A 14,516-nucleotide genomic window follows, 5' to 3' on the forward strand; every position below is an offset into this window, starting at 1 on the left:
GAGATGACCCTAGCTTCTGCACGATGTCAAGCATCTAAGGGCAATCGGTCTATCTCTCCACCCTCAAGATACAAGGGCAAAGCTTTTGAAAAGTAAAACCTAGACAGCGTAAGGCTTTGGGCGATTGTGCTAGTTTGTGGCTAGTCCAGCAGGGGAAGCGCGATCGACTGGTCAGCAAGTCTGATGAATGGGTCAAAAACTGCTGCTCCTGAGGAGGAAGCGATGCAGGCTTGTCAGTCTGCATCGTCATGCCGATCGTTCTAACCACTTCAATACCATTCTCTTCAAGAATGACAAGCGGAGCGCTGCCAGCACTCATCTCAACACGCTTGACCAATATTTGTCCATTGGAAAGGCGTTGTCCAGGGTGGACGTAACGGCTGGAGGCTTCATTGGGTGCCTTCACAATCACCTGAGTTACTTTGCCGACAACTACAACACCACTGACTTCAACCGCAACTAAATTCCTGACCGCATCAAAAGCACCCTTATGGGTAATACCAAAGTGCAGCCGTAGCTTCCATACTGAGAACAGTTTTGCTATATCTTAGCGTCAAGGATAGCAGCCATTCTGCCTGCTTGAGCAGGCAGAATCAACGCTTGACTCGTCTTATTGACCCAGTGTTGCTGGTGAGATGGCTGTCGGGTAGGCAACCGTTATCCGGAGAGACGCATCAGCGTGGCGCGACTGCTCACTGCTACAGTCTAGCCAGTCGTGCGTCACAGTCGGAGTGTAGCAATCCTTTTAGCGCTTGATGCGTTTGTTGTTGGTTGCCAAAGCAGTGTGGTGTTGAGCTTCCCAGCTCAGTCAGCCTGCTAATTGATCATCGTAGGGAAAAGAGCAGATGAATGAGGCTGTGCGATTGAAATACGGGGAATCTGAAACGTTTGCCCCGGGTGGCGGCATTTCAAATGTTGAGCTCACCAAAATGAGTGTCAAAGTGGCGAACATCGCTTTCAACAAAGAAGTGGCGCTGCACTACCAACAACCAAACGGTGCTTGGACAGAAAGATCCCTTACCTTTCAGGCTAACTTTGGCAACTACGATCTGTTTACCGCCAGCTTTAATGATCTGGTTACGACTCAGTTTGTGATTCGCTACTCTGTGGATGGTCAAACGTTTTGGGACAATAACAACTTTGCCAATTATCATGTTGACAGCGGTCGCCCTAACGTCGTCGGGAAGAATGTTGTGCTCAATACAGCTGTAGCGCGACGTGGCGGACAGGCAGGTGGTGGTTTTGTGTTTACGACTTCTTGGGTGGAAGGTGAAATTTACGTCAATAATCTTGCTTTTAGTAAAGTTGTCGGTATTCGCTTAACGACAAATGGTTGGCGATCGTTCCAGGATACGAATGCTAGTTTTAGCGGTACCCTTCCAGTGGCAACTGGTCTTTCAGAAGTCGAAGTCTGGAAGTTCAAGACACCAGAATTGAATTTAGATGAAAGCACACTCAACTTTCAGTTCGCCGTCTTTTACAACACTCCCACAACTGGCGAATCGTTCTGGGACAACAACTTTGGGCAAGATTACAGTCTCAGCAAGGTCGACCTGTCTTCAATTCAGTAAGGGTCATTTCAGCAACACGTAGAGGTGCTCGCTTCGCCCTTCTGCGGTTACCGCAGTTAACCAGAGTTTTCATTTAAACCTAGAACTACTTATCTAAGGCACTTATAGGCTATTCTGCAAACTCAAAAAAATGATCTGGACTAGAATTGGACTAGATTTCTAAGTCTTTTTTTGGGTGGGCGATCGTCACTGTAGAGCTGCTTCTCGTGTTGCCCCCTGCGGCTGAGTCTTTACCTGGTAGCGTCTCAGCATTGCAGCCTCAAGCAGGAAATAGCCGCAACCTGAATACAGAAACTTGTCTCGTATTCTATTTTAAGACTCGCAATAAGTCTTAAAGAGAGAGTGTATGTATCAGTATGAGACACTTATATCAACTCTAAAAGCTCGCACGACAGATGACCGTCTGTAGGAGCCGACTGTACCTCCCTACGAGGATGTGTCAATGAAATTGAGCGGATTGGTGTGACAAGCCCTGCTTGTCTCGCGATTTATTTTGAGACTTGCTTTGAGTCTCAAAAAAAGAATCTCTGTCTCAAATAAGACAAAGTAAAGGCTCAAACCATCAGCCCTGGTTCGGGTTACTGGATGCAAAGTGCGATGACAGCTTGAACTAGCTGCTCTGGGTCGAGGGGCTTGGTCACATACTGTTGATAACCACTGGCCAGGGCTCTCTGGCGATCGTCTTCTCTGGCATACGCAGTCAAAGCGATTGCTGGAATCTGTCCTCCTTTTTCGAGCGGTAGCTTCCGAATTTGTTGGATCAGGGTATAGCCATCGACTTCGGGCATGCCGATATCACTGATCAACGCATCCGGTCGGAACGTCTCCAACGCTGTTAGCACGTCCGCCGCAGAATTCACCATCAGGACTTCGGCTCCATATTGGGTGAGCACGATGTTTAAGAGTTCGCGAGCATCGGGTTCATCATCCACTGCAAGAACCCGAATGCCAGTGAGGTCAAGGTTTTGCCTGCAGCATTCAGCAGGCTGCCTTGTTTCTAGTTTGGTATCCAGCAAGGGTAATCTGATGGTAAAGGTTGCTCCCTGCCCTTCACCGGGACTCGCTGCAGCGATGGTGCCTCCATGCGCCTCGACTAGCGATCGGACGATCGCTAGTCCTAACCCCAGTCCACCATACTGCCGCGTGGTTGAGGCATCTTCTTGCCGAAAAGACTCAAAGAGATGCGGCAAAAAGTCAGGGTTGATGCCTTTACCTGTGTCGCTGATGATAATTTGAGCCCAGTTGCCAACTCGCTCTAGCAAAATATCAACTCGTCCATCGTTAGGAGTGAATTTAATGGCGTTGGACAATAAGTTCCAAACCACTTGCTGGAGCCGCGCCGAGTCGCCAGACACGCGCCCAATCTGAGGTAAGACTGGATGCAGCAAAATAGTTTTAGAAATCGCTGCCGTTCTGACGGTATCGATCGCCGACTCAACGACGAACACGAGATCGATTGGGGTCGTTTCCATGCTGAGTTTGCCGCGCAAAATCTTAGCAACATCGAGCAGATCATCAATCAGTTGCGTTTGCAGTCTGGCGTTGCGTTCAATGGTGGCTAGGGCTTCAGCCGTCCTGGCTTCATCAAACTTACGGGTCTGTAGAAGCTTTGTCCAACCAAGAATGGGATTGAGGGGCGATCGCAGCTCGTGAGAGAGCACAGCGAGAAACTCATCCTTGATCCGGTTGGCGCGTTCGGCTTCGGCTCTAGCGGCTTGCTCTTGTGCCAACAGTTGCTCCCGTTCTTGTTCGGCAAGTTTGCGCTCGCTAATATCTTTAAACAAGAGGGCAATTTTGCGGCTTTCTGACTGCTCAATCGGAAAGGCATACACGTCAAACCAACGATTCATCACTTCAGCCCCGTTCTCAAAGCGAACGGGTTCACCCGTTAAAGCCACTCTGCCATACGTCTCATACCAATGGTCTTCAAGACCAGGAATAAGCTGGCGAGCCGTTTTACCGACTGCCTGTTCAAGCCCCGTTTGTTGTGCAAACGCTAGGTTGGTTTCCAGGAAACGATAGTCGATCGGTGTGTTGGTGGCATCAAACAACATTTCGATCACACAAAAGCCATCCTCCATCGATTCAAACAGTGTGCGATAGCGTTCTTCACTGAGCCGCAACAACTCCTGTGCCTGTCTGCGATCGGTAATATCTTCGGCAATGCCAACAAACCGATACAGCTTCCCTGTCTCATCTCGCAAGGGAAAGCAGCGATCGTGTACCCAGCGAATACTGCCATCGGCTAAAACAATGCGGTACTCTTCATCAAACTGACCAGCCGCCGCTTTTGCTTGAAAGGCCTGGGACGAAGCGTCTCGATCGTCTGGATGAAGATGATCGACCCAGTTATACTGGTTTTCATACAATTCCTGCGGATGCCATCCCCACAGGCGCTCATAGGCAGGGCTCACATAGGAAACACGACCTTCGGGTTCTTCTCTTAACCAGAAAACCGCATCAATCTTTTCGGCAAGCTGGCGAAAGCGTGCTTCACTCTCTTGCAACGCTTCGGCTGACCGTTTGCGATCGGTGATGTCGAGATCAATGCCTGCCATCCGCACTGGCCGACCGTCTGGGTCATAAAACACTTTGCCTTGAGTCAGTGCCCACCGAACCGCGCCGTTGGGGTAGACGACCCGAAATTCGATGTTGTAGTCGTCTCCAGTTGCCATAGAGTGTTGAACGCTTGCCAGAACCCGATCGCGATCGTCTGAGTGCAGCAGCGAGACAAACATTTCATAAGAGCCGTCAAACCCTCCGGGTGTCAGTCCAAACAGGGCTTCCAGGTTCTCTGACCAGGTAATTTTTCCGGTTTGGATGTTCCAATCCCATGTGCCCATGCGCGAGGCTTCCAGCGCCAGCCGCAAGCGTGATTCGCTCTCTCGGAGCGAGGCTTCTGCTTGTTGGCGTTCTGCCAGTTCTGTCTGAGATTGTTGATAGAGTTCGGCCTGTCGTAAGGCGATGCTGACCTGGGTTGCCAGTTCTTTGAGCAAGTCAATTTCCACAGGCTGCCACAATCGCGGTGCGGCGCAGTGATGGGCAATCAGCAAGCCCCAAAACTGGTCGTCGTGTAGAATCGGCACAACCAGATTGGCTTTGACTTGAAACGAGGCTAACAATTCGACGTGACAGGGATCGATACTGCTATCTTGAATATCGGCGATCGCCGTTACCCGCCCCTGACGGTAGCGTTGGACATAATCTTCGGCAAAGGCCGGATCGTAAGTGAGTATTTCCGGTCGGCTGAATCTGAGGTAGTTCTCAGCCAGGCAGGGATCATAAATCGTGGAGGCCAACAGCGATCGCCACTCTGATCCCACCGCTTCTGCAACTACCGTACCGTTTCCATCAGGTTCTAAGCGAAAAACCAGCACTCGATCGGTGTGCAAAAACTGCTGCACTTCTGTCACAGTGGTGTGAAGAATGCGATCCAGATCCAACGATTGATGGATTTGGCGCGTAATTTGTGCGACCACGCGCTCTCGTTCAATCCGCTGTTGCAGTTGGAGGCGTAACCGAACGGCTTCTATCGTCCCATTCACCGCCAGCTTTAAACCCTCCGGCGTGATCTGAGCCTTAATTAAATAGTCCTGTGCACCTGCTTTGATCGCCTGCACCGCGATCGCCTCATTGCCCTGCCCTGTGACCACAATGACAGGTAAGCATGGCTGCTGAGTGAGAGAGCCCAGTTGAGCCAGAAATTCTAGCCCATCTAGATCGGGTAAGCGGTAGTCAAGCAATACGACATCGGGGTGATGCTGGTGCCAGAGCGCTAGACCTTGCTGCCCCAGGGCTGCTTCCAAAACCGTGTAGGAGCCATCAGCATCAGCTCGGAGGCAGCGTCGGTAGAACTCCCGGTCTTCCGGGGAGTCATCCACAATGAGAATTGTGTGCTGCTGGCGACCCACTCTAACCTCACAAACGTCACACGTTGAACTTAACAATAGTTTAAATACTAGCTAAATCCAAGCGTTGTGCCTTGATAGTGATCAATTTTCCCATGAAGCAAGCAGAAAAAGTTACTCGTCTCCTCATTGCGCATCAGAAGCTTGGGGAGAAGGTGGTTTTTGAGAACCAGGCAGCGTGGCGACTTCAAACCAGTAATCGATCAAAATTTGAATATCGCGTTTGAGCTGAGCAAAATTGATCGGCTTGACGATATAACTATTCACACCGTATTGATAACAGTCTTCAACATCCTTTGGGTTATTAGAAGTTGTAAACACAACAACAGGAATGGTTTTCAGGCTGTCATCTTGCTTGATACGGCGCAACACCTCCCGTCCATCGGTTCCAGGTAGGTTTAGATCAAGCACAATCAATCCAGGACGAGGGGCACTCTCGTGATCGCTATAGCGACCAGTCCGGTAAAGAAAGGCGAGTGCTTGGTCTCCAGTCATACAGTGCTGAATTGTGATCGCTATCGGCGATCGCCTCAGAAACCGCTGCAGTGCCTCAAAGTCTTCGTTGCTATCCTCCACAACGAGGAGCGATGGTATTGGCTGAATTAGCGAGGCTGAACTGAGCATCATGCGGTTGGAACTGCTGCTAGGGTGAAGTAAAAGGTGCTGCCTTGAGTGGGGATCGATTCGATCCAGATTCTGCCACCGTGACGTTCGACGATTTTGCGGGCAATGGTCAGCCCAGCCCCAGTACCACCGCCAAAATCATCCCGTCCGTGCAAGCGGCGAAAAATCTGAAAGATTTTATCGAGATGCTCTGGTGCGATGCCAATGCCATTGTCACGAACGTAAAAGGTCAGAGGATGAAGATCTTTTTCTCTTTTCCCTGTTATGAAACCAATTTCGATCCACTTTTCAGGTTTGTCATTGTACTTAATCGCATTGCTGATCAAATTAGTAAAGAGTTCATTGATCTGGGCACGATCGCCTTCAACCGTGGGGAGGGGTTGAGGGATACGAAACTCAACTTCGTTGTGAGGGCGGGCGATCGTAAGAGTGGCAATGACCTGCTGCACTAATTCAGTCAGATTGACCGATTGCCGCAAGAGATCAGCCCGACCCAGACGTGAAAAATAGAGGAGTGAATTGATCAAATCTTCCATGCGCTGGGTCAGTCGTACCATGGTTCGAAGTTTGGCAACCCCATCGTCATCCAGCGCTTCTGCATAATCTTCCATCAAGAAGTTGGCGTAGTTATGAATGCCACGTAGCGGTTCCTTCAGGTCATGAGATGCAATATAGGCAAAGGAATCGAGTTCTTCGTTGCTCCGATGCAATTCAAAATTCATCGCAGCTAGGGTGTCTGCTTGCCGCAATACCACACCCACAATCAGGCTTCGAAGTTCGGCAACCGCCTCAAGCTCACACGCTTTCCAGGGTAAGGAGCAGCCACGCACCATTTCTTGCCACCGTTCAAAGGATTGGCGGGGAGACATTCGCCGGCTACCATCCTCCAGAACTTCTACGGGCTTGTTTGGGTTGCCACCCCAATCCACGGTTTGCACAACTTCAGGGCGAAACCAAAAAATGTAATTGTGGTGAACTTTAGAAATTTCCAAGGCCAAGACACCACTAGCGATCGCCTCAAAAGGCTCAGCAGCAGGGTACAGTTTGGAGAGCGATCGCGTTTCAAACAAGCCGTGCTGCAAGTGAGGTTTAAGCCACTCAAGCAATGCAAGAATCGCTTCTTCTGAAGGGGCTTTACCCACCCGCACACACTGGTCATCGCTGCAGATTGCTGCCCCAGTCGCGTTCACCAGCTCCAGCAATGGCGATTCTAATTGCACCATGCTATCCAGAAAATATTCTGATTGAGATAACGCCTCAACAAACTGAGTTAGCAGTGTCTTCAGGTGCATTTTGTAGTCTGTGTCTTCACTGGCGTTTTTATTTGCCAGTTCTACAGACATGACCTGTCCAATAAACTCGCAAACGGTTCGCGTGTCGTAAGGAACATATTTGGGAGAGGAGTGATGACAGGCAATCAAGCCCCAAAGCTTGCGATCGTGCATCAGAGAAATTGACATGGAGGCAGTTACGCCCATGTTTTTCAGATACTCTAGGTGCAGCGGCGAAACGCTTCGTAACACCGAGAGACTGAGATCGAGTGGCTGATCCGTGAGCGGATTAGTAGCTGGCACTAAGGCCACAGGTTGATAATTGGCATCTGGAATCAACCGCAGCCAGTTCAGGGTGTAGAGTTGTCGGGCTTGCTTAGGGATGTCAGACGGTGGATAGTGTAAGCCTAGATAAGGAACTTCGTGATCGGTGGCTTCCGCAATAACGCTGCCTGCGCCCTCTGGATCAAATTGATAAACCATGACACGCTCAAAGCCGGTAATGCGTCGGACTTCTTTCACCGCAACCTGGCACATATCCAGCAAGATGGGTGCTTTTTGAAGGTGCGTGACGGTACCTCTGACCTGTTGATAGAAGTCGAAAAAGTCTGTAGCGCGCTTCGCTGTTTTTGGCTCTAATTCCAGAACCACGATCGCATCCGAACGGTGCACAATACCATCAAACGCGATCGTCTGCTTGCCTCGAGCGATCGACAGTTTGAGCGGATTGATGTGCTCAAAATCCCCCGCCAAACACTGCTGAATCAGTTGCACCTGCTCGGCATCGAGCAAGTCTACCAGGGGCTTGCCCAATAGGGCTTTCGGCTGGTATCCGATGACATCTTGCGTATTACTGCTGACTTGAACGATTTTGAGGGTGGACTCATGCAGAACGAGCAACACCCCGTGTGGCTGGATCAACCCTGGAATATGGATCGGTTCGCGATCGCAGTTGGTTAAATCAATCGTCTCATCAATCATTCTCAGCGTCTCAAACTCCTGCTTGTTTTGCCTACGTTTCTGGTCAAAAGGCGATTCAACCGTTGCTGAGCAGATGTTGCTTTTAGAGATTTTACTGGATCAATCCAGCTACTTGCCTCCTTTTGTGGGAATGAATCGTGATTGCAGGCTACTTCAGCAGAGTGAACTGCCTCCACAGAAGCGATTTTACACGCATTGCGTAGGTGCGCTTCGCGTTTCTCATCTGCCGCAGACTGGAGCTTAAACCATGTCTCGCAATCTCAAATGAGACGCGTTTTAAGTCTCAGCCTGAGTCCAATCTTGCTGACTAGAATGCGCTTTGTCTCGCGGGTCTCAAATAAGACTCATCTTGAATCTCATTTGAGGTAGATGGTCTCAAATGAGATTTCTGTTTGTCTCGCAGTCTCAAACGAGTCACGGTTTAAGTCTCAAAATAGTCTCAAAAGTTCATACCAAGACTCAATGTGAGTCTTGGTATGATTCTTTCAGTACCAAAATGAGACTTGGGATAGGCTGATCGAAATGACTGTTCCGCAGGACGTTACATGGAATGTCCCTACCGAACGAGAACAACATTTCCTGACTATTCTTGATGATTAGTCTTGCCGTCTAAAACGAGACTCATGACAAGTCTTGACTTGAGAATATGAATCTCGCGTGAGACAGTCATTACTCTGTCCTGCCACATTACCTCATCTCTTAACGCAAAAAGCGACCTCACTCAGGAGATCGCCTATCTAAAGATGCGTTCTAGCTAAAACGTAGGAACACGAATTTAAGCCGCGATCCTTAGCGCCCTGCAACCATGCTTTGTGCCATACGAAGATGAGCGGTGACAACGGGCAGTACTTCTCTGGCAAACGCTTTCATGTCTGCATCCTGTCCTTGCTTGAGTTCATTTTGATAAACGGCCTGCGTTTTAGCGTGTGCTTTGGCTTGCCCACTCATGTATGCCTGATCAAACTGTTTGCCAGAAAGCTTGGTCAATTGAGTCAGTAACGCCTGGTTTTCAGTACCAAGGCTCTTGGGCAACGTAATTCCTTTCTGAGCCGCTAGAGGCTTCAGCTTACTGCTCGATTGTGTGTGCTGCTGGATCATCTCCTGTGCAAACTGTTTCACTTGTGGATTTTGCGATCGCTTCAGTGCCAATTGACTGGTTTGAATTTCCGTCATATCGCTTTGAGCTGCTTTTGCCGCAAACTGTCTATCCACAGCGTTTAAGGAAGCAGCCCGGTTGCCACCCTGCATCGGTTGCTGCATGGAACCGCCTTGCATCGGTTGCTGCATTGAGCCACCCTGCATGGGGCTTGGTTGCGTAGAACCGCCCTGCATCGGTTGCTGCATGGAACCGCCTTGCGTGGGGCTACTTTGAGCCCAAGCCGGAAGCATGGCGGACATGGTCGCCAGGGTAACGCTGCAAACACTTGCTGCAATTATTTTGCGAGGATGAATCGGTTTCATAATTAAACGGCTGACTTAAGAAAGAACATTCGATAGTCTGTTTGCCAAGCTCTCAATCACTTTGCAACTATCGTTACCCCCACAGTAGTCAGGCATGAACGTTCAAACGTCCACCTAAAGAGCGGTATACCACAATACTTCTTGGTAAAGCCCCCAAGCTCTAATGCTAGGGACGCCATACCCCACGATCGCTTCCAGCAAACGTGCGTGAGACCGCTCTTCGACGGGCAATACCGTGTCGCGGACATCCGCTTGAGCATCGTAACTGTGACTATCGACCGGCTCCATCTCATTGATCGTAGGCAACACAAACTGAGGCCCAAACTGTTGAGCCAGTAAGGCCAGCATGCGCGTCCGCCAGCCGAGCGTCGTGACCTGACTGCAAGAGGTTCTCCTGTCAGAACTGGGCGTGGGTCTCTTCTGTCGTTGCCAACCGACGATACACTTCAGCCAGTGCAGCTTGCGGTTCTGCCTTCGCTAACGCACAGTAAAGAAACGCATTTTCAATTTCGTCGTGCCAATTTTCTAAATAGCGGGTGATCTCTACGTTTTGCCTCACGGGTTACCTCACTACAACGTTAAGAACCCTTACGATCGTGAGATTTAAATAACCCCATTACGCTTTCGTTTGTGCTTTCTTAGACTTTTCTTTTTCCTTTTGCTTGGTGCGTTTAGCAGCGGCTTTGGCTTCTTTTTCGGCTTCGATCGCCGCTAAGGTTGTTTTATCTTTTTCTTCGGCAATTTTGTCAAGGTAATAGTGATAGTCGCCCCGATAGAGAATCAGTTCGCCATCACGAATTTCGACAATTTTATTGGCGACCTGGGAAATGAAATAGCGATCGTGCGACACGATAATTACTGTACCGTCGTAGTGTTGCAGCGCTTCTTCCAGCATCTCTTTAGCGGGAATGTCGAGGTGGTTCGTCGGCTCATCCAGGATCAAGAGGTTGGCTGGTTGGAGCAGCATTTTTGCTAGTGCAAGCCGTGCTTTTTCGCCACCGCTGAGGGCTTCGACTTTTTTGAACGCAGAATCACCGCTGAAGAGGAAGCGTCCTAAGAGCGTACGAACTTCTTCATTTGTCCACTTGGGTACTTCGTCGTGGATGGTTTGGATGACGGTTTTTTGCAAGTCTAGCGCTTCTGCCTGGTTTTGCTCAAAGTAGCCAGGAAGGACGTTGTGATCGCCCATCGTGACCGCGCCTTCAGTGGGCTGCTCCATCCCCATAATCAGGTGTAGCAGCGTCGATTTGCCAGCGCCATTCGGTCCGAGAAAGGCAACGCGATCGCCCCGTTCTAGCAGCAGGTTGGCATCCAAAAACAGAATCTTTTCACCATAGGAGTGGGTCATGTTTTTGATTTCTACCATTTCGCGACCGCTGCGGGGCGACGGTGGAAAGCGGAAGTGAAGGGTTCTCACGCCACCAGTAGGAGCTTCGATGCGCTCAATTTTGTCGAGCTGTTTCTCGCGGCTTTTTGCCTGCGTGCTGCGAGTGGCGCTGGCGCGGAAGCGATCGACAAACGCCTGTTGCTTTTCCAGTTCTTTCTGCTGCCGTTCGTAGGCACTCAGTTGGGCATCCCGCATTTCTTCTTTCTGCTGAAGATACGCGGAATAATTGCCCAGATAGGTGCTGGAAACGCCACGCTCGGTTTCGACGATTTGGGTACAGAGGCGATCGAGAAATTCGCGGTCATGCGAGACAATGACCATCGGCGTAGACAGCCCTTTAAGGTAGGTTTCTAGCCACTCAATGGTTTCTAAGTCTAAGTGGTTCGTCGGCTCGTCCAGCAGCAGCAAATCGGGCTTTTGCAGTAGGATTTTGCCCAAACTCATCCGCATCTGCCAGCCGCCACTGAAGGCACTGACGAGACGATCGCCGTCCTCCAGTTCAAAGCCCAGATCGGGCATGATCTTCTCAATCCGCGAATCTAGCCCATAGCCATCCATTGCTTCAAACTGACGCTGCAAGCGATCCATCTCGTGCAGCAGTATGTCTAGCGCTTCGGGGGTTGCCGTTTCCATGTCTCGATGCACAGCAGAGAGCGCCACGTGGACATCGTTCGCTTCCCCAAAGGCGCGCCAAAACTCTTCGCTCACCGTGCGAGTGGGGTCTACTTCAAATTCCTGGGTCAAATACGCAATGTGCAAACTGGCGGGACGAATGATTTCGCCTGCGGTCGGCTGCGTTTCACCGGCAATAATCTTCAACTGAGTCGATTTTCCGGCACCGTTGACGCCGACCAAACCAATCCGATCTCCGGGTTTTACTTCCCAGTTGATATCTTTTAGCACTTCGCCAGTCGGATAAATTTTGCTGACGTGCTCCAATCGCAACATGGGGAATCTCCAGAAAAAGTCAGGGTTAAGGTGGGTCTGCGATGACTGTAACAAAATTTAATCGTACATGGTTAGGGTAAAGCTCACGCTGATTCTTACCAATAAGCTGGCCAGGTAGTGTTTCAGAGACGTTGTTTGTGTCCCAAAGGATGGGTTAATTCTCTTGATGACTGTGTTGTGGATGATCGCGATCGCCTCAACGTGACCTGTATAAGGAGGGAAACGCCTGCTCTCGTCCACAGTCCGGTAATCATCATGAAACTGAAACCAAACGATGTCTCTCGATCGTTCACCTGTCTGGGTTGGACAGCTGCGTTGGGTTTGCTTGAGTTCATCACCCCAACGGTTGTCACCAGTGCACCGACGACTCCTTTCGACGAGCCACCCTGCTATATGCGCACTCAGGATGGCAGCATCGTGAATTTACAGAGCCTTTGTCGTCGCTCTACAGTCCCGCAGACGCAATCTAGCCCCGCAACTAACCAACCACCGCAAAGCACGGCGTCACCTCAAGCCGCCCCAACGCAAAGGCTTCCTACCCGTTCACGCGATCTGTCTGGGAGCCATACGCAAGGCAATCCAGACTCGGATGACGGTCGTTATTAAGGAGAGGCTTAATGGCATGGGATGGCAGCGATCGCTACCATCCCATGCGTGTGATCAGTAGTAGTGAATCATCGTGCCAAGCCTAGAAGTTTGGCACCATAGCCCTTCACCGCAGCGTCGCTAACCTTTCAGTGCCGACAGCATTGCCTGGTAGATCTGCGATTGGTCAACACCCGTTGGCAAGCCAGGAATGGTGAACCCGTACTGCTCGAAGTCCTTCCCGATGTACTGCTTTAGCTTGAGGGGCGCACCCTGGTAGTAAACCGGGACGGGACGGTTACTGTGGTTGCCCCAGCCATATTTGATGTTGTCGTAAGCACCCCAAAAGTGTCCAGCCGTTTTTGGTGTGTGCTTAGCGAAGGTCAAATCTTTAGCGCCGTAGCGATTGAGCAGTTTAGGGAAGTTGTCGTTGATGGTCAGGTAGTGGTCGTGGTCAGCTGTGACAATCAGCACATTCTTGCGCCAGCCACCGTTGCCTTCAATCCACTGGATGACTTCACCGATCGCAGTATCGAACGCGATCGTGTTGCCAATCAGGTTTTCCATGTTGTTGTCATGGGCGGCCCAATCGATGTCGCCACCTTCCACCATCAGCCAGAAGCCATCCTTATCCTTGCCCAGCACGTTGAGCGCCGCGCGAGTCATTTGAGCCAGCGTGGGATTCGCTTTGCGTTCGCGTTGGATAAAGGTGGTTGGGGTTTCGCCCAGCACAAGGGGACGCACCGTATCAGGTGTGGGAATTTGCGTCCCATTGTTAGCCGGTTGTCCTGTTGCAGCCGTAGAAGCCGCTGCGGTTGAGTATACCGAGAAGTTATCAAGACCCGTCAGAGCATAGTCTCCAGCAGAGCCACGTGTGGGGATGTTGCCGTTTTGACCCCGTGCACCATAGAGCCCTAACAACCGCTGTCCCTGGTTCGGATCAAGGTCCTTGGATACTTCGAGCAATTGCTTGCCCCCGTTCACAATATCCTTGGTTTTTACCGTCAGGTCTGTGACGCGAGTATCACGCTCTAAGAACTTGTAGCCATAGCGATTCGAGTCAGGCTTGCTGTGTAGCTCGTTATAAGTCGATTCTTTGATGTAGGTAAAGCCTTTGGGCACGATCGTGCTAGCAGCAGTGATGTTCTCAAAGTCCAGCGGATGTCCGCCACCTAACAGCACAGTAGGCAGATAAGGCTCACCGGGGAGATCAGAGCGGATGGCTTCCTGCAAGATATTGTCTAGCGCTGGGTAATCAGCATCGTACTTAGCACGACGATTGACGCTAGAGATGGCGGCACCTGGCGTCGCGTGGGTAATGGGTACGGATGTCACCACGCCTGTTGACTTACCAAGCTTGTTGGCAGTTTGCAGAATGGTTTCTAACGGTTTCTCAAAAATGTCAACTGCGACGGCGTTGTTATAGCTTTTGACGCCAGTGTAGAGCGTAGTGGCTGTATTCGCCGAATCAGGGTAGCTACAGGTAATGTAGTCGCGATCGTAGCCTTGAGCATCAGCATCGGCAGGGGTGAGGGGTGTCCAGGGAGTCGGACCACCTTTAGCGGGGTCGTAGCCCACCAGATTGCCCCCAGAGGTGCTGCCACCTGTACGGCAGGGTTGCAGTGCAGAGGCTGCCAGGTTGCGCCCAGGTGTACCGGGGTTGAATTCTGACTTGAATGTGAAGCCGGGACGCACGGGACTAGTGGTCTGTCAATTAATTGTTGACGGGTCACAAGGGGGTAAAGTTGAGAAGGATTCCCTTGCCTTCAATTGAATGACG

11 protein-coding genes are annotated in these 14,516 nt (G+C 50.7%); 2 read left to right on the forward strand and 9 right to left on the reverse strand.

The window, feature by feature from the left end:
* Nucleotides 1-49: 49 nt before the first annotated feature.
* A complete protein-coding gene (locus C7B82_RS31430; protein WP_146141108.1) occupies nucleotides 50-406 on the reverse strand; it encodes a hypothetical protein in 357 nt (118 codons plus the stop codon).
* Nucleotides 407-845: 439 nt separating this feature from the next.
* Here C7B82_RS31430 and C7B82_RS09285 point away from each other — a divergent pair, with 439 nt between their 5' ends.
* Nucleotides 846-1,571 (forward strand): carbohydrate-binding protein, encoded by a 726-nt coding sequence (locus C7B82_RS09285; RefSeq protein ID WP_106256018.1) that lies wholly within the window; start codon nucleotides 846-848, stop codon nucleotides 1,569-1,571.
* 578 nt (nucleotides 1,572-2,149) lie between these two features.
* On the opposite strand, the gene C7B82_RS09290 is transcribed toward C7B82_RS09285, so the two are convergent.
* From C7B82_RS09290 to C7B82_RS09315, 7 genes are all read right to left on the reverse strand, one after another.
* Nucleotides 2,150-5,482, reverse strand: a complete 3,333-nt coding sequence (locus C7B82_RS09290; protein WP_106256019.1) for a response regulator — start codon at nucleotides 5,480-5,482, stop codon at nucleotides 2,150-2,152.
* 123 nt (nucleotides 5,483-5,605) lie between these two features.
* Complete coding sequence (locus tag C7B82_RS09295; RefSeq protein ID WP_219904195.1) at nucleotides 5,606-6,103, reverse strand: response regulator; 498 nt, start codon at nucleotides 6,101-6,103, stop codon at nucleotides 5,606-5,608.
* Complete coding sequence (locus C7B82_RS09300) at nucleotides 6,103-8,355, reverse strand: ATP-binding protein (protein WP_106256021.1); 2,253 nt, start codon at nucleotides 8,353-8,355, stop codon at nucleotides 6,103-6,105. Before C7B82_RS09300 ends, C7B82_RS09295 begins: the two co-directional genes overlap by 1 nt.
* 789 nt (nucleotides 8,356-9,144) lie before the next feature.
* On the reverse strand, nucleotides 9,145-9,753 hold the full coding sequence (locus tag C7B82_RS09305; protein ID WP_219904197.1) for a DUF4142 domain-containing protein: 609 nt from the start codon (nucleotides 9,751-9,753) through the stop codon (nucleotides 9,145-9,147).
* 177 nt (nucleotides 9,754-9,930) lie between these two features.
* A complete protein-coding gene (locus C7B82_RS09310; protein WP_106256022.1) occupies nucleotides 9,931-10,164 on the reverse strand; it encodes a hypothetical protein in 234 nt (77 codons plus the stop codon).
* A gap of 49 nt (nucleotides 10,165-10,213) precedes the next feature.
* Nucleotides 10,214-10,375, reverse strand: a complete 162-nt coding sequence (locus C7B82_RS32125) for a ferritin family protein (protein WP_181357419.1) — start codon at nucleotides 10,373-10,375, stop codon at nucleotides 10,214-10,216.
* Between the two features lie 57 nt (nucleotides 10,376-10,432).
* Complete coding sequence (locus C7B82_RS09315; protein WP_106256023.1) at nucleotides 10,433-12,151, reverse strand: ABC-F family ATP-binding cassette domain-containing protein; 1,719 nt, start codon at nucleotides 12,149-12,151, stop codon at nucleotides 10,433-10,435.
* A 255-nt stretch (nucleotides 12,152-12,406) separates the two neighbouring features.
* Here C7B82_RS09315 and C7B82_RS09320 point away from each other — a divergent pair, with 255 nt between their 5' ends.
* Nucleotides 12,407-12,757 carry a hypothetical protein gene (locus tag C7B82_RS09320; RefSeq protein WP_106256024.1) on the forward strand — a complete coding sequence of 117 codons (351 nt, stop codon included), beginning with the start codon at nucleotides 12,407-12,409 and terminating at the stop codon, nucleotides 12,755-12,757.
* A gap of 120 nt (nucleotides 12,758-12,877) precedes the next feature.
* On the opposite strand, the gene C7B82_RS09325 is transcribed toward C7B82_RS09320, so the two are convergent.
* Nucleotides 12,878-14,431 (reverse strand): alkaline phosphatase, encoded by a 1,554-nt coding sequence (locus C7B82_RS09325; RefSeq protein WP_181357420.1) that lies wholly within the window; start codon nucleotides 14,429-14,431, stop codon nucleotides 12,878-12,880.
* Between the last annotated feature and the right edge of the window lie 85 nt (nucleotides 14,432-14,516).

The sequence above is a fragment of the Stenomitos frigidus ULC18 genome (genome assembly GCF_003003795.1).
GTDB lineage: Bacteria > Cyanobacteriota > Cyanobacteriia > Leptolyngbyales > Leptolyngbyaceae > Stenomitos > Stenomitos frigidus_A.

What these genes read in the sequence shown, in the direction of transcription:
- C7B82_RS09320 (WP_106256024.1), top strand. Translation starts at nt 12,407, where the DNA reads ATGAAACTGAAACCAAACGATGTCTCTCGATCGTTCACCTGTCTGGGT.
- C7B82_RS09305 (WP_219904197.1), bottom strand. Translation starts at nt 9,753, where the DNA reads ATGTCCGCCATGCTTCCGGCTTGGGCTCAAAGTAGCCCCACGCAAGGC.
- C7B82_RS09310 (WP_106256022.1), bottom strand. Translation starts at nt 10,164, where the DNA reads ATGCTGGCCTTACTGGCTCAACAGTTTGGGCCTCAGTTTGTGTTGCCT.
- C7B82_RS09315 (WP_106256023.1), bottom strand. Translation starts at nt 12,151, where the DNA reads ATGTTGCGATTGGAGCACGTCAGCAAAATTTATCCGACTGGCGAAGTG.
- C7B82_RS09300 (WP_106256021.1), bottom strand. Translation starts at nt 8,355, where the DNA reads ATGATTGATGAGACGATTGATTTAACCAACTGCGATCGCGAACCGATC.
- C7B82_RS09285 (WP_106256018.1), top strand. Translation starts at nt 846, where the DNA reads ATGAATGAGGCTGTGCGATTGAAATACGGGGAATCTGAAACGTTTGCC.
- C7B82_RS09295 (WP_219904195.1), bottom strand. Translation starts at nt 6,103, where the DNA reads ATGCTCAGTTCAGCCTCGCTAATTCAGCCAATACCATCGCTCCTCGTT.